This is a genomic window from Microbulbifer sp. GL-2, assembly GCF_007183175.1.
Classification (GTDB): Bacteria; Pseudomonadota; Gammaproteobacteria; order Pseudomonadales; family Cellvibrionaceae; genus Microbulbifer.
In genome coordinates this window covers 995,001-1,015,768 of record NZ_AP019807.1, presented here as the reverse complement: position 1 = coordinate 1,015,768, position 20,768 = coordinate 995,001, and the positions used below count along the sequence as shown (strand labels likewise).

Genomic DNA, 20,768 nt, shown 5'->3' with positions numbered 1-20,768 from the left:
TATTTTTATTGAAGTAAGGGGAGGGAATAATGAAGAGGTTACTGTTATTTGTGGGAGCACTCGCCCTGGCGGGCTGTGCCCACAGCCCACTGCAAATCCAACTGTATCCGCAGGTCCAGGTTGCTGCAGACTCCATAGGGTCGGGTCATAGCTTAAATGTGCAAGGGGTCAATGAATTACCCGGGGGCGGTCTGGGCTCACTGGGTGGGGTTTATGCTGAGACTTCACAGGTAAATATCGCCAATGATGCGGGAGAGGCGATTGCCACCGGTCTGCGCCAGGGGTTTGCCAACTGGTCTTTTCGTATCACAGATACGGCGCCTGAGGTGCAGGTCGTGGCGAAGTTGGTGAAACTCACTTACAACAGCCCCAATACGGTGTATACCACAACCATTGATACCTCCGCAGAAATCCACCTGGAAGTTACCGCCGGGTCGGCTTCTTATTTTGCGACTTACAGTACATCTGGCCAGGATCGCAACTTGGTCAAGCCCAGTCGCGAGGAAGTGCAAACTCGGGTAAACGGACTATTGAGTGCCACTCTGCAGAAGGTATTTGAGGATGAGAAACTGAAAAATTTCTTGCGTACCCGCTTGTGAGTGTGCAATTTAGGCGCCCTGTGACAGCGGTATGGCTGGGAGGCTAAATAATTGAATAAAGTCGGCGATCTTGGACGATTATGTCGATAAATCTGCCTGATTTACAGGGTGGGGAACTCTGTGGCAACTGTGTTGGCGGTTGCCAGTACCAAGCTGCTTTGTCGGCACAGGAAGTGTGGCCGTGACTCTGATTGACCCCAAGTCAGCTGAATACCTGGGGCCTCTGGGCCAGCTGGAGGCGCGCCTCAATCCCGCTGAGCAAATTAGCCTGCAGGCGGCGGAAGCAGCTCTCGGAGAGATTGCCGATGGGGTGATAGTAACCGACCCTAGGGGTTTGGTCCTTTATGCCAACCCCCTGGTTAGTGAAATGACCGGGAATCTGGTCGGGTTGCTGCCGGGTCAGCCGGTCAATGAGGGGTTGTCACTTTGTGATGAGAAGGGCGTCCCGCTTGCGCCAATATTACCGGACTCTCCCGCCGAGGAAGTGCCCAGAACAAGGGAGATCAACGCCTGTATCCATAGGCTTGGTGATGCCCGACAGCCTCTAGAGGTCACTGTGCAAGTGATGGCACTATGGGGTGCCGGCGTATTAACACATTATGTCCTGGTGTTGAGGGATACCTCCGCCGCCCGGCGGATCTCCACACGCCTCAGCTGGCAGACCAGCCACGATGCCCTTACTCGCCTGCCAAACCGCCAGTACTTTGAAAGCGAGCTGCAAAAGCTCCTGTCCCAGTGTGTCGATAAACGCCAGTATCATGTGCTGCTGTACCTGGATGTTTACCAGTTTAAGGTAATTAACGACACTCTCGGTTTTGTCGCTGGTGACCAATTACTCGTTCAGCTGGTAGCCCTGCTGCAGCGGGGTTTATCCAGTGTCGACCTGTTTGCTCGAGTGGGCAGTGATGAGTTTGCAATCCTGCTGCGGGATTGCACTCTGGAAGAGGGTGGGCGCGTAGTGGCACGTCTGCGGGAATCTGTGCAGGAATTCAGATTCCATTGGCTGGGTAATGACAACCGCGTTGCAGTTTCGATCGGTGTGGTTGGTGTGGATCGTTTTACCCCCAATGCCAGTCAGTTACTTGCTACAGCCAATGATGCCTGCTGCTCTGCCCGGGAGCAGGGGCGTAACCGGGTAAAGTTATTCGGTGACTCGCGTAAGTCGCTGGAGAAACGCCGTGAAACCACCTGGGTGGCAGAAATCCACGCTGCCTTGCGCGAGGATCGCCTGATTCTATATCGACAACCGGTGGTGTCCCTCAAGGGGGAGCGCAAGGTGCATCACTTTGAGATACTGGTGCGCATGCTAGGCCGCGATGGTGGGGTAATTTCGCCGGGTCTATTCCTTCCGGCAGCAGAGCGCTACGGATTGATTGAGGAAGTCGACCGTTGGGTAATCCGTAAGGTATTCCATTATATGGCCCAGGAGCAGCATATCGGCATTGCCGGTACCAGCTATGCAATTAATATCTCCGGTATCAGCTTGGGTGATGAGACTTTTGCCGATTTCGTTTTGCAGGAGCTCACAGAGGCTGGGGTAACCCCTTCACGGGTACAGTTTGAGATTACCGAAACCAGTGCTATCAACAACCTGGAGCGCGCACTGATCTTTATTCATAAGCTGCGCGCTGCCGGTTGTAGTTTTGCTCTGGATGATTTTGGCCGCGGTGTCTCCTCCCTGGCCTACTTGCGTCAGCTACCGGTAGACTATTTAAAGATTGATGGAAGTTTTGTGCGCAATATGCTGGAAGATGAAATCGACAGCGCGATGGTGAGCACCATAGATCACCTGGCCAAGCGCATGGGTATCAGCACCATCGCTGAATATGTTGAGAGTCCGGAACTGATGGAGCGGCTCTGCCTGATGGGAGTGGACTACGCTCAGGGTTTCGGCATTGCCGCTGCTACAGGGCTGCCTGAGATTGGAGAGTTTGAGGGTCTTTAGGCCCTGCAGGCGACCACATGATCGCCTGCAGACTTCCTTTTAAATAACGGTTGCGAGCAGTTCGGAATGCTGTTCTGCCTGTAAGCGAGGGCCATACTGGCTGACGACCTGAGCGGCGGCACGGCAGGCAAGTTCCCCCGCTTCGGTAAAGCCCATTTCGCGATTGATTCCGTAAAGGAAGGCGCCTGCAAACATATCTCCGGCGCCGTTGGTGTCGATAGCGTGTACCTCTGGGCTGGTCACGCGCTGGAGCTGGGTGCCATCCCATAGCAATGCGCCATCGGCGCCAAGAGTGATGGCAAAACTGAGGCAGTAGTCGCGCAAGGCCTCAGCGGCGGAGTCCAGAGAGTCGGTTCCTGTAAAGCCAAGCGCTTCATCGCGGTTGCAGAACAGCATATCCACACCGCCGCCAATCATCTCTCTCAGGCCTTCGCCAAAGAACTGTACCATGGCCGGGTCGGACAGGCTCAGGGCGGTTTTTACGCCGGCTTGCTGCGCCTGTTCACGCAGGGTAATCGCCGCTTGGCGGCCGGTATCAGAAGAGACCAGGTAGCCCTCGATGTAGGCCCAGCGGGAAGATGCCAGTGCCTCCTGGTCCAGCTCTGCCACGGACAGCTTTTCGCTGATACCCAGGTAGGTATTCATACTGCGTTCTGCATCAGGTGTGATCAGTACCAGGCACTTGCCGGTGGTGCCGCCATCGGCTTCCTGCAGGCTGGCAGGGTAGTCGACTCCGGCCGCACCGAGATTGCTGCGATAGAAGTCGCCATTTTCATCTGCGGCGACTTTACAGGAATAGAAGGCCTTCAGGCCGAAATAGCTGGAGGCGATCACGGTATTGGCACCTGATCCGCCACAGGCGCGCCTGGCAGTTATCAGGTGGTCCTGTAGATCATCTACCAGTTGCTGCTGCCGGGTATCGTCCACCAGGGTCATAACTCCCTTTTCAACACCGAGGGTCGATAGATCCTCGTCGGATACCTCGATTTCCGTGTCCAGCAGGGCGGCGCCAATGCCGTAGAGATCGTATTGGTGCATGTCTATCCTTTTCGGGTTTTTTGTCTAGATTTCCGCCGCATTATGGCTCTGATTACGGCAAGTGCAAGGTGATGGGTTTGACTTCAATCGGACAGCGTTTATAAAGGCGCCCTAAGCCTCAATATGAACTAATGGGGCACACTTGTGGTCAATCCACGAACAGGTGCGAGTAGCACCTCTATTGACGACCGGCCAGTATCCACTGCCCGGCGTTGAAGTGTGGCGGTTCAGGGATGTACCCCAAAGGCACCGGTTCGGGTGCCGGAGGCAAGATACCAGTGGAGCTGCCACCTGCTGGTATCCTACCCCTGATAGCGATAGGGCACCTGCGCTTCGTTGTCGATTGATGTACCAAGTTGGCAGCTGGATACCACTTTTTTTATGGCATCGATGAAACGCCGGCGCAGCAAAGCGTCAACACCGAAGAGACGATATCGCTGGCTCAAATTCCTGTTCCTGCTGGCCCTGATGGGTGGTCTCGCCCTCGCTGGCTATATGGCCTATTTGGATGTGCAGTTGCGCGAGAGACTGGACAGCCGCCAGTACCAACTGCCGGCGCGAGTGTATGCTCGTCCCCTGGTCCTGCGTGAGGGTATGGCGATGCATCCGGGTGAGCTTGTCTCCGAGTTTGCCGCGCTCAATTATCGCAAGCAGAAAACTCTTAGCGAGCCTGGTTCCTGGTCTCAGGAAGGTATGGACTATATGGTCTGGCGCCGCGACTTTATTCACTCCGATGGTCGTGAACCGGCGGCGGTGATTTCCTTCCGTTTGCGCAATGATGAAATTAGCAACCTGCGCGATAGTGACGGCCAGCGCATAGCGGAATTCCGCCTGGATGCAGCCAATATTGGCTCCCTGCTCGGAGGTGGTGATGATCGTAATCCGGTGCGTTTTAACGATATCCCCCCCCTAGTAGCGAATACCCTGATCGCCGTCGAGGACCAGGATTTCCTGCACCACTTCGGTATCTCTCCCCGCGGTATTGCCCGTGCCATGGTAGCCAATGTAAAGGCTGGGCGGCTGGTCCAGGGTGGTTCCACCATCACCCAGCAGTTGGTGAAAAATATCTTCTTCGATCACAAGCCGAGTCTGCAACGCAAAATCAACGAAGCGCTGATGTCGGTGTTGATGGAGATCCACTACGACAAAGGCTACATCCTGCAGGAGTACATCAATGAGGTGTGGCTTGGTCAACAGGGCGCTCGCGGCATCTATGGCTTTGGCCTCGCTTCGGAATTTTACTTCCAGCAGCCCCTGGATACCCTTGAGCCACATCAGGTGGCGTTATTAGTGGGCTTGGCCAAGGGTGCTTCTTACTACAACCCCTGGCGACACCCTGAACGCGCATTAAAACGTCGCAATACCGTATTGGAGTTGATGCGTGAGCAAGGGCTGATTACCCAGCCCCAATTCGAACTTTATGCGGCAAAACCCCTGGGGGTGGTAAAGGGTGGAGTGACTGCACAGAATCCCTATCCGGCTTTTACTGAACGCCTGTTGTTGGAGTTGCGCCCTTACTACTCCTATGAAGAACTGCGAACTGCCGGACTGAGGGTTTACACCAGCCTGGCACCCTCGGTGCAGAAGCTGGCTGAAGAGGCGATCAGTAACGGCGTACAGCGTTTGGAAAAAGACCGCGGTATCAAGGCAAATTCTCTGCAGGCAGCAACAGTGCTGATGGATAATCACAGTGGTAATGTGCTGGCCATGGTTGGGGACCGCGATCCGGATTACCCTGGCTTTAACCGCGCCCTAGAGGCCCGTCGGCAGGTTGGCTCTCTGATCAAGCCGGCGGTCTTTCTCACTGCGCTGGAGCGCCCTGAAGAGTACAATCTGGCCACTATGATTGATGATGCACCAGTGCGTATTGAAGAAGCTGATGGCGATGTGTGGATGCCGCAGAATTTTGACAAACGCGCCCACGGCCAGGTACCGCTGTATATAGCGCTGGCAAAGTCGTACAACCTGGCCACTGCGCATCTGGGGCTCGACCTGGGCTTGCAAAATGTACGTCAGACCATCCGCCGCCTAGGGGTGGAAACCAGGTTGCCAAAAGTGCCGGCGATGTTGCTGGGCGCTGTGGAAATGACCCCATTTGAAGTGGCGAGTATGTATCAGACGATCGCCAATGGTGGTGAGACAATACAGCCACGTACCCTGCTGGCCGTCTCCGATGCCGATGGGGAGCGGGTCCAGAACTTCCGCCGCCGTGCCCACCGCGGAGTCGATGCAGTTCCTGCCTATCTGCTGCGTTGGGGCCTTGAGCAGGCCATGCGCGAGGGTACCGGGCGCAGGTCCGCCAAGCGTCTGCCCAGCAGTGTGGCTTTTGCGGGCAAGACCGGAACGACCAATAACAACCGCGATAGCTGGTTTGCCGGCTTTTCCCCGGAGGTCACCGCGGTAGTCTGGCTCGGGCGCGATGATAACGAGCGCACCCGCCTCACCGGTTCAACTGGCGCCTTGCCGATCTGGACTGAAATTATGCGCAAGCTGCCCCACGAACACGGATTGGTGGAACCACCACGGGGAGTGGAATTGAAATCGGTGAATGCGCGCGGTGAGTATATGGACCCCGATTACTGCCGCGGTGGTTATGAAATCCCCTTCTCCTACGAGACCCACCTGCAACCGGCACCGGAGTGCCAGGGTCGCGATCGCTGGCGCTGGTTCCGCAACCTGTTTGGCAACGGGCGCTCTGAGGCGGCACCACGGGAAAAGATGACTCCCGGTTGGGGAATAGACCCCAGCGAGCAGCAATTGCGTGACCAGCGCCGTCGCCAGATGCAGGAACAGCTGCGCGGTGATGACGCGGAGGAGTTTGGTCGTGAGCCGGATTATCAGGAGGAACCTCTCGAGCTTCCCCGGGATCAATCCTATGAGCCCGATTCCAGTGGTGTCCCGGTGGAGGAGGCGCAGCCAATAGGGCCGGCTCTTGAAGACCAGTGGCCCTGAGCCAAGGCGCGCGGTTTATAAGCTCGCGCGCCAGTGAGGCGATATTCAGCCTTGCAGCAGCTGCGCGGCTTCCTCGGCGAAATATGTGAGGATGCCGTCGGCACCAGCGCGCTTGAAGGCCAGTAGAGATTCCAAAATTACGGCCTCGCGCTGCAGCCAGCCATTTTCAAATGCAGCACAGTGCATGGCGTACTCCCCACTCACCTGATAGGCGAAGGTGGGCACTCGCAGCTCGTCTTTTACCCTGCGCACAATATCCAGGTAGGGCATACCGGGCTTCACCATCACCATATCCGCACCTTCCTGCAGATCCAGGGCGCATTCGTGCAGGGCTTCATCGGAGTTGGCTGGGTCCATCTGGTAGCTGGCCTTATTGCCACCTTTCAAATTGCCGGCTGAGCCCACCGCATCGCGGAAGGGCCCGTAGTAGGCCGAAGCGTACTTGGCCGCGTAGGACATTATCAGGGTGTTGGTGTGACCTGCTCCCTCCAGAGCCTGGCGGATGGCGCCGATGCGACCGTCCATCATGTCTGAAGGTGCCACCATGTCTGCGCCAGCTGCTGCGTGGGAAAGGGCCTGCTGTACCAATATTTCTACAGTTTCGTCATTGACGATATAGCCACTGTGATCCATCAGCCCATCCTGGCCGTGACTGGTAAAGGGATCCAGAGCCACATCTGTAATCACTCCCAATTCCGGTGCTGCATTCTTTAGCTCGCTTACTGCGCGCTGGGCCAGGCCATCGGCATCGAAGGCGGCACTGGCGCAGTCTGATTTTGCGGAAGGGTCGACCACAGGAAACAGAGCCACAGCGGGGATGCCCAAGTGCAGTAGTGATTTCGCTTTGTTTGCCAGCAAATCCACACTCAGACGCTCCACTCCCGGCATGGATGCCACTTTTTGGGTTTCGTTGCGGCCTTCAATCACAAATAGCGGAAGGATCAGATCATCGCAACTGAGCTGGGTTTCCCGCACCAGTCGGCGGGAAAAATCTTTTGCGCGCAGGCGACGCAGGCGGGTGTTGGGATAGGCGCCGCGGCCGAGACTGTGACTCATAGGGAATTTACTCCAGCTCTCCATAGGGCTGCAGAAACCCCGCAGCCGCAATTGGCGGCCATCATATCAAATTGCAGTTTCAAGTGATTTCCGTACTTATGTGGGAACAGAGGGAGTCGCTTTAGGATTGGGGTTGACTCAGGTAGCCCACCAGAAGTTTGCCGGCGGCCTCAATATGCTGTGTCAGTAGTGTGGTGGCGAGTTCCCCATTCCCCTGTTGCAGGGCACTGAGAATAGCGAGGTGTTCTTCCTGGCTTGTATTCTGGTATTGCAGGTTGCGGGACTGGTATCCGATATAGCGCTCGCACTGACGGTGCAATTGCTCCACTGTCGAAAATAGCGTGGGCCGTTCGGCGGCCGCGTAAATACAGGCATGGAATTGCCAATTCAGGTTGCCTATTTGTTCGGCAGAGAGCTGGGTGTTGGCTTCCATGGAATCGAGAATGTCTTTGGCGCGTCCCAAGATCTCCGCATTGAGCTTGTTCAGCGCCAGTGTCTGCAGTAGTGGTTCTAGGTGCATGCGCATCAGGTAGAGATCTTCCACTTCAACAGGGTCGAACTGGGGTACAGCGACACCACGCTTGCCGTGAGGAGTCAGCCAGCCCTCATTTTTGAGTTTGGATAGGGCGTCGCGCACTGGAATGCGGCTTACTTCGTAGAGTGCAGCGAGCTCGACCTGCGTCAGAACCTGCCCTGGGGGGAAGCGCCCTCGCTGTAGGTCCATTTTGATTTTCTCGTAAAGGCCCATTGAGGTTCATGAATTCCCGTGTTTAAAAAACCAGTAACAGGCGAGTCCGCCAAGCAACCCCCAAAAGGCGGCACCAATGCCAAACAGGCTGATTCCGGAAGCACTGATCAGGAAAGTAATGATTGCCGCTTCGCGATTATCCGGTTCAGCGGTAGCCCCGGCCAGGCTGTTGCCAATTACGCCTATCAGCGCCAAACCTGCGAGACCTGCGATCAGTGCTTTGGGGAAAGCACTAAATAATGCCACTACACTGGCACCGCACAATCCTACCAGCAAGTAGAAGATGCCTGCGGCAATACCGGCGGTATAGCGTTTTTCTGGGTTGGAGTGTGCTTCTGGTCCAGTACAAATGGCCGCGGTAATTGCCGCCAAGTTAAAGGCAAAGCCGCCAAATGGTGTCAGTAAAAGGGAGGTCAGGCCCGTGCCGCTAATAACTGGAGAAATGGGCACTCGGCCATAGCCACTGGCGGCCAGGGTTGCAGCGCCGGGCAGGTTCTGGGAGGTCATGGTAACGATAAACAGGGGCAGTCCCACACCGATCAGAGTAGGGAAGTGAAACTCCGGCGTAACCCATACCGGGCGGGCCGCCTGCCAGCGGATCTGTTCAAGGGCGATCAGCTGTAACACCCAGCAGGCCAAGACCCCTGTCACCAATACCAGGATAATGGCGTATCGCGGTGCCCAACGCCGCCCGATCATGTAGGCCAGCAGCATAGTTCCCACCAGTAGTGGCTGGGCCTGCAAGGATGTAAACACGGACAGGCCGAACTGCAGCAATATGCCCGCGAGCATGGCGCTGGCTATGGGGGCTGGCACCATTCGCGCCACCCGGTCAAAGGCTCCGGATAATCCAACCAGTAAGGTTAATAGGGCGCTGAATACGAAAGCGCCAATCGCCTCGGCAATGGGAATACCAGTAAGGCTGGTGGCCAGCAGCGCAGCGCCAGGGGTTGACCAGGCGGTAATCACGGGTGCTCGGTAGTACCAGGAAAAGGCGATACAGGTAAGTCCCATCCCCAAACCCAATGCGCCAATCCAGGAGGCAATCATCGCCTGGTCAGCGCCGGCTGCTCTAGCCGCTTCAAAAACAATGGCTGCGGAGCTGGCGACTCCCACCAGCACGGCGACAAATCCAGCGCTGATTGTGGATAGGCTGGTATCCGAAAATGGTGAGCCTTTCAAAATGTATACCTTTTTAATTATGTATACATTTTTAAATGTTCCACTCAAAGTGTGCAATACCTTTGCGATGAGGTGAGATGTCGAGTGGGGGAGTATTAATACAGATCAAGCGGGCAGCAGCACCCGCAGAGAAGCGGGCGCTGTGGGGGGAGGGGGGTCAGCCGAGACGGGCGAAGACGCGCTCTGCGGCGCTAATTGTTGCCTCGATATCCTCATCTGAGTGTGCTGCGGACATAAATCCGGCCTCGTAGGAAGCTGGAGCCAGGTAGATGCCCTCTTCAAGCATGCCGTGGAAGAAGCGGTTAAAACGCTCATTGTTGCACGCCATTACCTGTTGGTAGTTGGTCACCTCGGGTTCTTCAGTGAAGAAAAAGCCAAACATACTCCCGGCTTTATTGGCAGTGATGGGAATACCTGCAGCTTTTCCTGCTGCCAGGATACCTTCTACCAGTCGTTCCGTTCTGGCCACTAGTGGCTTATAGAAATCACTTTCTTCAACAAGGCGCAAAGTTTCCAGGCCGGCAACCATGGCTACCGGATTGCCGGAAAGGGTACCCGCCTGATACACGGGACCCAATGGAGCGATTTGCTCCATGATTTCACGTTTGCCACCGAAGGCCCCAACCGGCATACCACCGCCGATCACCTTCCCGAGGGTGGTGAGGTCTGCTTCGATACCATAGAAGCCCTGAGCACCAGTCAAGCTCACGCGGAAACCGGTCATCACTTCATCGAGAATTAGCAGGGCGCCGTGCTGGTCACAGACTTCGCGTAGAGTTTCCAGGAAGCCTGGTACCGGGGGTATGCAGTTCATATTGCCGGCCACAGGCTCGACGATAATACAGGCGATTTGATCACCGAGTTCTTCAAAACAGGCGCGAACACCCTCGGCATCGTTATAACTCAAGGTGATGGTGTGGTCCGCCAGAGCAGCTGGCACTCCGGGGGAGGAGGGCACGCCCATGGTCAGGGCACCGGAGCCCGCTTTGACCAGAAGGGAGTCGGAATGGCCATGGTAACAGCCTTCAAATTTCACAATCTTGTCACGCCCGGTAAAACCGCGAGCCAGACGAATGGCACTCATGGTGGCTTCGGTGCCGGAGTTGACGAAACGTACCAAGTCCATATTTGGCCACAGGCGGCAGAGCTCTTCAGCCAACTCGGTTTCCAGCTCGGTGGGTGCGCCAAAGCTCAGGCCGGATTGGGCCTGTTCGACTACGGCTTCGATCACTTCGGGGTGCGCGTGGCCGAGGACCATTGGACCCCAGGACTGCACATAGTCGATATAACGTTTGTCGTCCGCATCGTACAGGTAGGCGCCTTCTGCACGCCGGATAAAAACCGGTGTGCCACCAACTGCGCGGAAAGCCCGTACCGGTGAGTTAACGCCGCCGGGGATATACTGCTGTGCTTCTGCGAAGAGCTGCTCGGATTTACTCATAGGATTTATTCAGAAATTGCGGAATAGGCCAGGAATCAGCGGACTATTATCGCGGCGCCGAGCCCTGAGGACAACGTAGAGATTGCAAGGGGAGTGAATGGAGAGATGGATGGCAGGTCGCACCGGTAGTCACACCGGTGCTGGAATCTTTTTACCGCAGCAGTGAGGAGCCTTAGCGTTCACACCAAAAAAGGCGGTTGGGAATAGGCCTGCCCATACCCAGGCGACGGCTGTCGCGAATTGCATTCCAGGCGTATTGCTGACTGCGACTGACCGCCTCGATAATAGTCAGGCCGTGTGCGATATGGCAGGCAATCGCTGTGGACAGAGTTCCACAGACGCCATAGGCGGCGGGCGGTAATCGCTCCCAGTGGAATTCTCGGATCAGGCCGCGCTCATCGTAGAGTCGGTTCTGCAGCTGCTGTTCGTGGGGTACGCCTGTGAGCAGTAGGTAGCGGCAACCACTCTCCAGTAGTTCCTGAGCCATGGCGTCGAGAATGTCGGCCTCCACCGCCATGGCGCGAGCCTCACGACGATTTGGGCAGACCATAGTGGCATAGGGGAGAAGCAGGGAAGCCATGGCCTCCCACAGAGGTGGCGCCAGTACACTGTTTTTATCTGCCAGGGTGGCGTCGGGGTCGATTACGACAGGGATGTCCGGGTAGTCCCGCAAAACACTGTGCAGTGCTCGCACATTCTCCACCGATCCCAGGTATCCCACCTTAATCGCCGCTATCGGCATATCCTCCAGTACTGCGCGGGTTTGTTCTACCAGCAGACTGTCGTCCACCGGGGCCACTCCAAGCAGTTCGCCAGTGTTACATACACTGATGGCAGAGACGGCGGAAGCGGCATGGCAACCCAGGCTTACAGCAGTTTCTGTATCAGCGGCGATACCGGCACTGCCGCTGGGATCGTGATGGGTAACGGTCAGAATAACGGGCTGCGGTGTATCCATAGATAATCTACATGACTGCCAATAGCTGTGCGCCTAATTCTAGTTGCTAGGCGCACTACGCATAGAAGAATTTCGCGCCAATCAAAAAGGCTTTACCACTGCCAGAATCACAATTGCAAAAAGGGCGAAGACCGGAAGCTCATTGAAAATACGGAAAAAACGTCCGCTTCGGGTATTGGTGCCCTGGGCAAACTTACGTACGTAAGCGCCACAAATATGATGATAGGCCAGTAGCAGTACAACAAAGGTAAGTTTTGCGTGCATCCATCCAGCGGAGGTGTAGTAAGAGGGGTTGAGACTGTACAGCCAGATGCCCAGCGCCACGGTGGCGATCATGGATGGGATTGCGATACCGCGATACAGACGTCGTTCCATAATACAAAAACGATCACGACTGACTGCATCTGTGGCATCAACGTGATAGACAAAAAGACGCGGCAAGTAGAAAAGCGCGGCAAACCAGCACACCATGGCGATAATATGAAAAGCCTTGATCCACAGCATTGAAATTCCCCTCAAAATAAAAGCCGGAGATAGTTTATTTCCGGTAAAAATTATCGATCTGTAGCGGCAGAATAATGCCCGCGATGCGATTGTCCAGTGAACCGCTCTGGTGGCGGCTGATATAAAGGGCATCGGCACCAGTGCTTTTAAGTTTTTGCTGGGCTTCCAGCAAAGTGGCACCCCAGTTGAGTTCCGCCATTTGCTTGCGCTCACCAGGTATTTTAAGTAAATCGATTAAAGGATTTTTTAAAGGTATTTCCTCTTCCTGTTTTTCCATCCGTGTATCTGTCAGTGTTTCTGTTGATTCCCCTTTCTCCGCACCTTGCAAGAATGTGGACAAGTCAGCGGCGCGCAATAGTTGCGGGTCGGTTTCATCGGGCAGGTCGATTAAAATCCACTGGGGGTGCTGTGCAATTAATTCTTTTGCCTGGCCCAGGGGAATTTCACGTGGTTCCACGACAAAATTTCGCTCCATTTGGCTGGCGACACCGACGCCGCTGAGCATCTGTTGGCGCCAGGTGGGTGTGCCGGCCTTGTTCAGGGCGCGCAAAGTCTCCTGGTAAATTCCTCGGGTGGCAAAAACCTGCCTGCTGATCAGCATCGCCACCACTATCATCATCATGCCGGGAAACAGGACATTGGGGTTGTAAGTCAGCTCAAGAATTGCCAGCAAAGCCGCCAATGGCGCATTCAGCATCGCTGCCATCATGGCCGCCATACCCACCATGGCGTAAAAGCCAGGGCTGGCAGTGTGTGCTCCAAGCCACATGTTGGCGAGGCCACCGGCGATGCCGCCCAGGCAGGCGCCGAGTATTAGGCTGGGGCCGATAACCCCGCCGGGGATACCCAAGCCTGATCCCAGTGCTGTGGCTACCAGCTTGGCAGCGACAATCACTGTTAGGGTGGTGATCCCCAGCTCTCCTAACATCGCCATTTGCAGGGTGTCGTAACCGCCACCGAGAATTTCTGGCACCCAGATACCAATAGTGCCAGTGACTAAGCCGACCAATAAAAAACGCAAAAGGGGAGAGCGATATTGCTGACGGGTGAGGCCTCGGTGCGCCCAGATAAACAGGGCTGCCAGCAACCCGATGGCCAGGGCGCATAAAAACAGGATGGGTAACTCCACCAGGGAATTCAGCTGGATGGCCGGTACATTGAAGTCCGGTTCACGCCCAAAGGTAATCTGGGTGATAGTACTGCCGGTTACCGCTGCCAGCATTACCGGTAAAAACCCCGCCACGGAATATTCCAGCATCACGACCTCCATGGCGAATACCATTCCGGCCAGCGGGGTATTAAATGATGCGGCGATGGCTGCGGCCACACCGCAACCCAGCAAACTGCGCGCTGAATTATTAGGCAGGCGCAGTACCCGTGCGAGCCAGCTACCACTGGCTGCACCCAGGTGCACCGCGGGCCCTTCGCGTCCTACCGAATGACCACTGACCAGGGCAATGGCGCCAGCAAAAAATTGCAATAACGCATTTTGTATTGGCATCTTGCCCTGATGGTTATATAGGCGGTCTAGTACATGTACGACGCCGACTTCATAGCGTTTTGGGCTGAGCAGCAGGTAGATAATCCCGATGACCAGGGAGCCCAATACCGGCAGGGCAAATCTCCATATAGGTGGCAGGGATTCGTAATTCTGGGGAACAGATAGAAAAAATGTGGTGGGCCATTCCATTGCCAGTCGAAAAAGGATTGTCACCCCGCCGGCCAGCAACCCGGTAATCAGCGCCATGCCAACCAGCGGTGCTAAAGCTTCCTTGGCGGAGAGCTGCAGGCGCACATGCTCCAGGCTGTTTGTCTTGGGCAAACACCGGGCTAACGCATTTTTAATCAATTTCCTGGGGCGCTGTGACACTGCACATCCTTCAAGTGCTGGGGCTTGTGGTAGAGTGTTTCGCTGGTTTTATGATTATCGTCTCAGTTGGCAGATTTACCGGGAGATTTTTGCAAGGTGATTAAGGTAGCAATTGTCGGTGGCACCGGCTATACGGGTGTGGAATTACTGAGAATTTTGGCGACACACCCGCAGGCAAAAGTCACTACTATCACTTCTCGCTCCCTGAAAGGCACTCCGGTGGCGGAATTATTCTCCAGCCTGCGGGATCATTTTGACCTGGCTTTTTGTGAACCGGATTTTGATCAGCTGTCCGCCTGTGACGTGGTATTTTTTGCCACCCCTCATGGAGTAGCTCAGGCTCAGGTACCGGCACTGATCGAGAGAGGGGTGCGTGTTATCGATCTCTCCGCCGACTTCCGCCTCAAGGATATTTCCGTCTGGGAGCGGTGGTATGGCCAGGAACATATGGCACCTGCCCTGGCGCAGGAGGCAGTATACGGCCTTCCCGAGGTTAATCGTGCTGAAATCGCTGGGGCCCAACTTGTGGCCTGCCCGGGTTGTTACCCCACTGCGATCCAGCTGGGCTGGATCCCTTTATTGGAAGCCGGCGCCGTCGATCCTGTGGAGTTGATCGCCAGTGCTGCCAGCGGTGCCAGTGGTGCGGGTCGTCAGGGCAAGACTGATCTGATACTGGCGGAAAATAGTGATAATTTTCGCGCCTACTCTGCCGCCGGCCACCGCCACTTGCCAGAAATTGAGCAGGGGCTGCGTAGAGTCCAGCCCAATGGCGCCAGCCCTGCTCAAGTGACGTTTGTACCGCACCTGCTGCCGATGATCCGGGGCATACATGCGACCCTGTTTGCTAAGTCCAAAGCTGATATATCGGCGCTAGAGTTACAGCAGCTGTTTGAGAATCGCTATAAAGATGAGCCTTATGTGGATATTTTACCGGCCGGAAGCCATCCACAGACCCGCAGTGTTCGGGGCACTAATATGTGTCGCATTTCCGTGGTGCAGCCCCAGGATCGGCATACCCTGCTGGTTTTGTCGGTGATTGATAACCTTGCCAAGGGCGCTTCGGCCCAGGCGATACAGAATATGAACATTATGTTTGGCCTAACTGAGACGTTGGGCTTGGAGAGCCCGGCGCTGCTGCCTTAGAATCAAAAAAATACGACAATCGATAAAACCCGGTTAAGCCGTAGCAGATTTTAGGGAGTTCAGAGTGAAAGGCAGCAAGCAGTACCGTATGAAAGTGGTGCCCCATCGTCCCTTCTCAGGGGTAATCACCACAGGTGGTGTCGCTCTGTTGGTACTAATTACTTCTGCCAGTTCCTACTATGCTGGGCAATACCATCTGCGTAAAAACCTCGATGAGAAAACCCGGGAATACACCAGGGTGCTGGGGCGCCTCGAAGCACTTAAAAGTGAGAACGAAACCCTGCGTATGCGTGCGGCCACTGCAGAGCAGTCCCTGACGATTGGAGAGCAGGCCAGCGAGACTGTGCGCACCGAACTTGTACAAAAAGAGAGCCAGATCGCTGAGCTGAAGCAGGAAATTTCCTTTTACCGTGGTGTTATGGCCCCAGTGGATGGTGGTGAGGGGGTTTCCATCGGTCGTTTTATTCTTTCGCAGACTGCCGACGCACGAAACTACCAGTATAAGCTGCAGGTACAGCAGTCGGCGGCGCGACGCAATGTGGTTAAGGGTGCTGCCACCTTTACTGTGGTGGGTCGCCAGGATGGAGAGCCAAAAAGCTACCCGCTGAAGGATCTCTCTGAGCAGGTAGATAGCGAGTCTATTCCACTGCGTTTTAAATACTTCCAGAATATAGAAGGCGAACTCCACTTGCCCGAGGGCTTTGTTCCCGAGGGGGTGGAGTTATCGCTTAAGTCCACCGGGCGCAAGGGCTTTAGCATCGAGCGGCGCTATGGTTGGTTGGTACAGAAAAGCTAGCATTAATGCCACAGGCATGAGGTTTTGGGGATTATGTTGAGAAAAAAAGAGAAACAAGTAGCTATGGCCAGTACAGGTAGTAACCACACGACCCTAATCGCGCGCCAGACGGAAGTGTCCGGTGATATACACTTTCGCGGTAACCTCGTAATTGAAGGCAAGGTAAAGGGCAATGTCACAGCCCACAGTGACAGTGATGCGCGCCTGCAGATTGTCGATGGCGGGGTTATTGAGGGAGAGATCCGTGTGCCCCAGGTGGTGATTAACGGCAATGTGAATGGCGATGTGCATGCTGCGCGTCATCTGGAGCTGGCGGCCAAGGCTATGGTCGAAGGCAATGTACACTATAAGTTAATCGAGATGGTGAAAGGTGCTCAGGTAAATGGAGCTCTGGTTTCCAACGTGGATATCAGCTCTGCAGGTGATACCCCCATGATTGGTTACTCAGAGGATGAAACGGTAATCGAGGCTTCCTGAGTCTGCTACTTTAAGGCCTCGGCAGTCAAATAGAGCCGGGGTCAGTTGCCCGCAAATACTTGACTGATTTCCTGGGTTTAAGCAAGATGACGCCTTTCAGGGCTGTGCTCCGCATAGCTTTTATGCGAGTGCGAACGTCCCGGTGAGTTGAGAGAGACTTATGTCAGAAGCTGTATCCTTTTCTCCTGCGCCATTGGTAGTCACTGATAAAGCCGTGGCGAAGGTAAAGAGTTTGCTGGAAGAAGAGGGCAACCCGGAGCTGAAGCTCAGGGTGTTTGTAACCGGTGGTGGCTGTTCTGGATTCCAATACGGCTTTACCTTCGACGAACTGGTTGCTGAAGATGACGCCATAATTGAAAAAGACGGAATCCAGGTGCTGGTTGACGCCATGAGTTACCCCTATCTGGCGGGTGCCAATGTCGATTATGAAGAGGGCTTGGCCGGGTCGCGCTTTGTGGTACAGAACCCCAATGCCTCATCGACCTGTGGATGTGGCTCTTCCTTCTCGATCTGAGCGGTCCTATTCCTTCAGGGGAGGTAAATAGCTCCCAGAATGGCCTCTTTTTTTGCTCCGGTAACTCCGGGGCAGTTGCCGGGCAGGCCGAGCAGTGTCTGCCGGGCCAGCCAGGCAAAGCCCACCGCTTCCAACCAGTCCGCATCAATTCCATAAGTACCGGTATCGGTAATTGACCAGGTGGGCAATCGCCTCTGTAGCCTCGACAGCAGGTCCTTGTTTTTGGCGCCCCCCCCGCAAATCAATAACTCTCCACCATCTGCGAACAGGTGCACCGCCTCGGCAATACTGGCTGCAGTCACTTCTGACAGAGTTGCCTGTACATCTGCGGGCGAAAGTTCCAGGCCAGCCAGTGCCTGCTCCAGCCAGCTGGCATTGAAGGTCTCTCGGCCGGTGCTTTTGGGAGGCTCCGCAGCGAAATAGGGGTCGGACATCAGCCGGTTGAGTAGTTCCGGATTGGCGCGGCCGCCAGCCGCCCAAGCACCATCGCGGTCAAACGGCTGGTTTTTATGCAGGCTTACCCAGTAATCCAGCAGTGCATTTCCTGGACCGGTATCGTAGCCGTACACACCGCCACCTGAAGTCAGTTCGGTAATGTTGGCCATTCCGCCAATATTGACTACGGCACGATTACCCTCGGTTTTAAACGCTGCGCGGTGGAATGCGGGCATCAACGGTGCACCCTGCCCCCCTAAGGCCATATCGCGTCGGCGAAAGTCTGCAACTGTGCGAATACCGGTCAATGCGGCGATGGTGTTTGGATCGCCCAGTTGCAAAGTAAAAGGAGAGGTAACTGTACCCGGCGGGCGGTGGCGTACAGTTTGCCCGTGACTGCCGATTGCTGTTATTGCGCCGGCCTCAATGCCGGCACGTGCCAGCAGGGTGTTGGTGGCCTCGGCAAAAACCTGTCCCAGCTGCCGATCCAATTGCCCGGCACGGTCCAGCTCGGAGGGGCCGGGGGCGCAGAGGGCCAGGATAGCATCGCGCATTGAGGGGTGAATGGGGTGGCCGAGGGCAGCCAGGATACGCGGCTTGATCTTCTCTTCGCCGCCAAAGTCGACCAGTGCAGCGTCGATCGAGTCGACGCTGGTACCGGACATCAGACCGATAAAAAGATCGGGCATATTGTTGGCGCTTTATCAGTTGTCTTCGTCAAGTTTGGCCAGTGCTGGTCCCTGGTAATTTTCCAGCTTTGCCAGCAGTGGTTGTGTCTGGTTCTTAAAGCGCGTCATTTCTGAGGAGGGCACTGACTTTGCCTTGGGCAGTTTGCGCACAATAGTCGCCGGATTTCGATGCCTGCCGTCTACCAGGAATTCATAGTGCAGGTGCGGCCCGGTTGCATATCCAGTGGAGCCCACGGTGCCAATAACCTGGCGCTGCTTCACCCGTTGGCCCCTTTTTACCTTGCGCTTGGTCAGGTGCAGGTAGCGGGTAACGTAACGCTCACCGTGCTGGATAAACACGTAGTTACCGTTGGGCTTACTATAACCGGAGGCGATCACTCGGCCATCGCCGGTGGAGTATACGGGGGTACCGCGTGGCGCGGCATAGTCGGTGCCATTGTGCGGTCGACGAGACTTGAATACCGGGTGCAGGCGACGTGGATTAAAGTGGGAGCTGATGCGTACTATATCCAGTGGTGTGCGAATAAACGCCTTGCGCATGCTCTTGCCTTCCGGCGTATAGTAATTGGCATCGCCATTGCTGTCGATGTAACGCACTGCGCTGTAAGTGTCTCCCTGATTGGTAAAACTCACCGCCAGGATGGGGCCATTGGCAATTTTTTCCCCATCCAGAAATTTCTCTTCAAACATCACACTGAAAGTATCGCCCTTGCGAATATCCAGTGCGAAGTCGATATCAGAGCTGAATACATCAGCCATTTCCATAATCAGGCTGTCGCTGAGGCCGGCGTCGCTGCCGGCGACAAACAGGGAGCTGTCAATTTGCCCAAGGCGATAAGCCGGATGGCTGTCCGGCTCACGTTGCACCAGGGTGTGCTGGAAATTGCTGTCCCCGGCGCGGGTAAATCGAACCTGATTGAGACGGTCTCTCTGTAGTTCCAGGCTCTGTAGCTGCCCATCGGGATTTATCTTGAAGGTCAGCTCTTCACCTGGGGTCAGGCGTGCCAGTTTTTTTGCTTCCTTGCCACTGCCTAGAAGCTGATACATCTCACCGGCACTTATTTTGGCTCGCTTAAACAGGTCGGAAAGCGTATCGCCATTGCGTACGGTCAGGTTTAGAGACTGGATCGCCTCTACAGCGGCACTGGCCAGGGGAATGTTCTGGCGGGGTGCGATAGTTGTTTCTTCCGTGCGGACTTCCAGAGCAGTTTCATCTACAGAGGAGAGCTTGACTGCCAGAGGCATACGCTTGGCCTCAACCTCGGGAGTGGGAATAAATACTGCCAGTACCAGCACACAAGCAGCCACACCGGCGGTCAGTGCATGCACACGGGGAAAATGTCTGGGCAGAGCGCCAATACGGACACGTGAAGTCGGTTTGCGATGATTTACCATGGTATTAACGGGCGGCGCCGGCTGTCGTTGTTATCTGCGCTTGAAATTTAGAGTGTTTAAAAAACAGGCATAGAGTTGGCTTTATAGCAAAAAAGCCGCCTCGGTTCACGGGGTAATTGACCCAACTCTCCATGAGATAGTTCCTCGGCAGTAGTTTTGCAGGTTTGCGCCGAGCGTCGCTGCCCGCTTGTATTTGCCACAAACTTCGGTAATGTTGCAGCGCATTTTGCCGCCGGTTGGCGGCGCTAAATTCAAGCCTGAATATGAGGGGAAAGCATGGCTGGGGTCGACATGACACTGCTTGAAGACTTGGACCGCCGCGGATTAATCAATCAAGCGACTGGTGACGGCGAACTGACGCAGCATTTGTCGGAGAGTCGAACCCTGTATTGCGGCTTTGATCCCACCGCGGACTCCCTTCATATAGGCAGTTTAGTACCGCTGCTGACATTAAAGAGGTTTCAGGCGGCAGGGCATAAACCGATTGCACTGGTCGGCGGTGCTACCGGCCTGATTGGTGACCCATCCTTCAAAGCACAAGAGCGCAGCCTTAATACCCCTGATGTGGTTGCTGGCTGGGTGGATAAGTTGAAAAGCCAGGTTTCGCAGTTCATCAGTTTTGACTGTGGCGAAAACAGTGCTGTTGTCGCTAACAACCTCGACTGGACCCGTGATTTAAATGTGCTCGACTTCCTGCGTGATGTGGGAAAACATTTCTCCGTTAACAATATGGTTAACAAGGAGTCGGTAAAACAGCGCATCCAACGTGAAGGGGAGGGTATTTCCTTTACCGAATTTTCCTACATGCTTCTGCAGTCCATGGACTTCTCCGAGCTGTATAAGCTCCACAGTTGCACCCTGCAGATTGGTGGCTCCGATCAATGGGGCAATATTACCGGGGGCGTCGATCTGACCCGCCGCCAGCACCGTGGCAAGGTATTTGGCCTGACCTTGCCGCTGGTAACCAAAGCAGACGGTACCAAGTTCGGTAAAACTGAAAGCGGCACTATCTGGCTCGACCCCAAG

The 20,768-nt window shown here is 55.3% G+C and carries 18 protein-coding genes (1 of these 18 only partly in view); 8 read left to right on the top strand and 10 right to left on the bottom strand.

The window, feature by feature from the left end; genetic code table 11:
- Positions 1-29 precede the first annotated feature (29 nt).
- Both GL2_RS04475 and GL2_RS04470 read left to right on the top strand, forming a co-directional pair.
- The gene (locus GL2_RS04475; protein ID WP_143729478.1) at positions 30-599 is read left to right on the top strand and encodes a YajG family lipoprotein; all 570 of its coding nucleotides are present in this window, start codon (positions 30-32) and stop codon (positions 597-599) included.
- Positions 600-780: 181 nt separating this feature from the next.
- Positions 781-2,544 carry an EAL domain-containing protein gene (locus GL2_RS04470; RefSeq protein WP_232053765.1) on the top strand — a complete coding sequence of 588 codons (1,764 nt, stop codon included), beginning with the start codon at positions 781-783 and terminating at the stop codon, positions 2,542-2,544.
- Positions 2,545-2,583: 39 nt separating this feature from the next.
- Here GL2_RS04470 and GL2_RS04465 read toward each other — a convergent pair whose 3' ends face one another.
- Complete coding sequence (locus GL2_RS04465; RefSeq protein WP_143729476.1) at positions 2,584-3,582, bottom strand: adenosine kinase; 999 nt, start codon at positions 3,580-3,582, stop codon at positions 2,584-2,586.
- 381 nt (positions 3,583-3,963) lie between these two features.
- Between GL2_RS04465 and mrcB the strand changes: the two genes are divergently transcribed.
- On the top strand, positions 3,964-6,534 hold the full coding sequence (gene mrcB, locus GL2_RS04460; RefSeq protein WP_143729475.1) for a penicillin-binding protein 1B: 2,571 nt from the start codon (positions 3,964-3,966) through the stop codon (positions 6,532-6,534).
- A gap of 45 nt (positions 6,535-6,579) precedes the next feature.
- Here the strand turns inward: mrcB and hemB are convergent, their stop codons facing one another.
- The 7 genes from hemB to GL2_RS04425 all read right to left on the bottom strand — a co-directional run bounded on the left by hemB (position 6,580) and on the right by GL2_RS04425 (position 14,293).
- Entirely contained in the window at positions 6,580-7,590 is a 1,011-nt protein-coding gene (hemB, locus tag GL2_RS04455; RefSeq protein ID WP_143729474.1) for a porphobilinogen synthase, read from the bottom strand.
- A gap of 121 nt (positions 7,591-7,711) precedes the next feature.
- A complete protein-coding gene (locus GL2_RS04450) occupies positions 7,712-8,314 on the bottom strand; it encodes a GntR family transcriptional regulator (RefSeq protein WP_232053764.1) in 603 nt (200 codons plus the stop codon).
- 30 nt (positions 8,315-8,344) lie between these two features.
- Positions 8,345-9,520 carry a benzoate/H(+) symporter BenE family transporter gene (locus GL2_RS04445; protein ID WP_143729472.1) on the bottom strand — a complete coding sequence of 392 codons (1,176 nt, stop codon included), beginning with the start codon at positions 9,518-9,520 and terminating at the stop codon, positions 8,345-8,347.
- A gap of 157 nt (positions 9,521-9,677) precedes the next feature.
- Positions 9,678-10,961, bottom strand: coding sequence for a glutamate-1-semialdehyde 2,1-aminomutase (gene hemL, locus GL2_RS04440; RefSeq protein WP_143729471.1), 1,284 nt, complete (start codon positions 10,959-10,961; stop codon positions 9,678-9,680).
- Positions 10,962-11,133: 172 nt separating this feature from the next.
- Positions 11,134-11,919 carry a hydroxymethylpyrimidine/phosphomethylpyrimidine kinase gene (locus GL2_RS04435; RefSeq protein WP_143729470.1) on the bottom strand — a complete coding sequence of 262 codons (786 nt, stop codon included), beginning with the start codon at positions 11,917-11,919 and terminating at the stop codon, positions 11,134-11,136.
- Positions 11,920-12,000: 81 nt separating this feature from the next.
- Complete coding sequence (hemJ, locus tag GL2_RS04430; protein WP_143732789.1) at positions 12,001-12,429, bottom strand: protoporphyrinogen oxidase HemJ; 429 nt, start codon at positions 12,427-12,429, stop codon at positions 12,001-12,003.
- A gap of 28 nt (positions 12,430-12,457) precedes the next feature.
- Complete coding sequence (locus tag GL2_RS04425; protein ID WP_232053763.1) at positions 12,458-14,293, bottom strand: chloride channel protein; 1,836 nt, start codon at positions 14,291-14,293, stop codon at positions 12,458-12,460.
- 96 nt (positions 14,294-14,389) lie between these two features.
- Here GL2_RS04425 and argC point away from each other — a divergent pair, with 96 nt between their 5' ends.
- The 4 genes from argC (at position 14,390) to erpA (ending at position 17,223) form a co-directional block, all read left to right on the top strand.
- Complete coding sequence (gene argC, locus GL2_RS04420; protein WP_172621058.1) at positions 14,390-15,436, top strand: N-acetyl-gamma-glutamyl-phosphate reductase; 1,047 nt, start codon at positions 14,390-14,392, stop codon at positions 15,434-15,436.
- Positions 15,437-15,500: 64 nt separating this feature from the next.
- On the top strand, positions 15,501-16,232 hold the full coding sequence (locus GL2_RS04415; RefSeq protein ID WP_143729468.1) for a DUF6776 family protein: 732 nt from the start codon (positions 15,501-15,503) through the stop codon (positions 16,230-16,232).
- A gap of 33 nt (positions 16,233-16,265) precedes the next feature.
- Positions 16,266-16,709 carry a polymer-forming cytoskeletal protein gene (locus tag GL2_RS04410; protein ID WP_370452111.1) on the top strand — a complete coding sequence of 148 codons (444 nt, stop codon included), beginning with the start codon at positions 16,266-16,268 and terminating at the stop codon, positions 16,707-16,709.
- Positions 16,710-16,869: 160 nt separating this feature from the next.
- Positions 16,870-17,223 (top strand): iron-sulfur cluster insertion protein ErpA, encoded by a 354-nt coding sequence (erpA, locus tag GL2_RS04405; RefSeq protein ID WP_143729467.1) that lies wholly within the window; start codon positions 16,870-16,872, stop codon positions 17,221-17,223.
- 14 nt (positions 17,224-17,237) lie between these two features.
- Here the strand turns inward: erpA and GL2_RS04400 are convergent, their stop codons facing one another.
- Together GL2_RS04400 and GL2_RS04395 are read right to left on the bottom strand one after the other, a co-directional pair.
- On the bottom strand, positions 17,238-18,347 hold the full coding sequence (locus tag GL2_RS04400; RefSeq protein ID WP_143729466.1) for an anhydro-N-acetylmuramic acid kinase: 1,110 nt from the start codon (positions 18,345-18,347) through the stop codon (positions 17,238-17,240).
- Between the two features lie 15 nt (positions 18,348-18,362).
- The gene (locus GL2_RS04395; RefSeq protein WP_143729465.1) at positions 18,363-19,742 is read right to left on the bottom strand and encodes a peptidoglycan DD-metalloendopeptidase family protein; all 1,380 of its coding nucleotides are present in this window, start codon (positions 19,740-19,742) and stop codon (positions 18,363-18,365) included.
- Between the two features lie 276 nt (positions 19,743-20,018).
- Here GL2_RS04395 and tyrS point away from each other — a divergent pair, with 276 nt between their 5' ends.
- Positions 20,019-20,768, top strand: the 5' portion of a protein-coding gene (gene tyrS / locus GL2_RS04390) for a tyrosine--tRNA ligase (protein WP_143729464.1). The gene runs 555 nt beyond the window's last position; only the first 750 of its 1,305 coding nucleotides appear in the window; it begins with the start codon at positions 20,019-20,021; its stop codon lies beyond the right edge, outside the window.

What these genes read in the sequence shown, in the direction of transcription:
- GL2_RS04475 (WP_143729478.1), top strand. Translation starts at nt 30, where the DNA reads ATGAAGAGGTTACTGTTATTTGTGGGAGCACTCGCCCTGGCGGGCTGT.
- GL2_RS04465 (WP_143729476.1), bottom strand. Translation starts at nt 3,582, where the DNA reads ATGCACCAATACGATCTCTACGGCATTGGCGCCGCCCTGCTGGACACG.
- mrcB (WP_143729475.1), top strand. Translation starts at nt 3,964, where the DNA reads ATGGCATCGATGAAACGCCGGCGCAGCAAAGCGTCAACACCGAAGAGA.
- hemB (WP_143729474.1), bottom strand. Translation starts at nt 7,590, where the DNA reads ATGAGTCACAGTCTCGGCCGCGGCGCCTATCCCAACACCCGCCTGCGT.
- GL2_RS04450 (WP_232053764.1), bottom strand. Translation starts at nt 8,314, where the DNA reads ATGGACCTACAGCGAGGGCGCTTCCCCCCAGGGCAGGTTCTGACGCAG.
- hemL (WP_143729471.1), bottom strand. Translation starts at nt 10,961, where the DNA reads ATGAGTAAATCCGAGCAGCTCTTCGCAGAAGCACAGCAGTATATCCCC.
- GL2_RS04435 (WP_143729470.1), bottom strand. Translation starts at nt 11,919, where the DNA reads ATGGATACACCGCAGCCCGTTATTCTGACCGTTACCCATCACGATCCC.
- GL2_RS04410 (WP_370452111.1), top strand. Translation starts at nt 16,266, where the DNA reads ATGTTGAGAAAAAAAGAGAAACAAGTAGCTATGGCCAGTACAGGTAGT.
- erpA (WP_143729467.1), top strand. Translation starts at nt 16,870, where the DNA reads ATGTCAGAAGCTGTATCCTTTTCTCCTGCGCCATTGGTAGTCACTGAT.
- GL2_RS04400 (WP_143729466.1), bottom strand. Translation starts at nt 18,347, where the DNA reads ATGCCCGATCTTTTTATCGGTCTGATGTCCGGTACCAGCGTCGACTCG.
- GL2_RS04395 (WP_143729465.1), bottom strand. Translation starts at nt 19,742, where the DNA reads ATGGTAAATCATCGCAAACCGACTTCACGTGTCCGTATTGGCGCTCTG.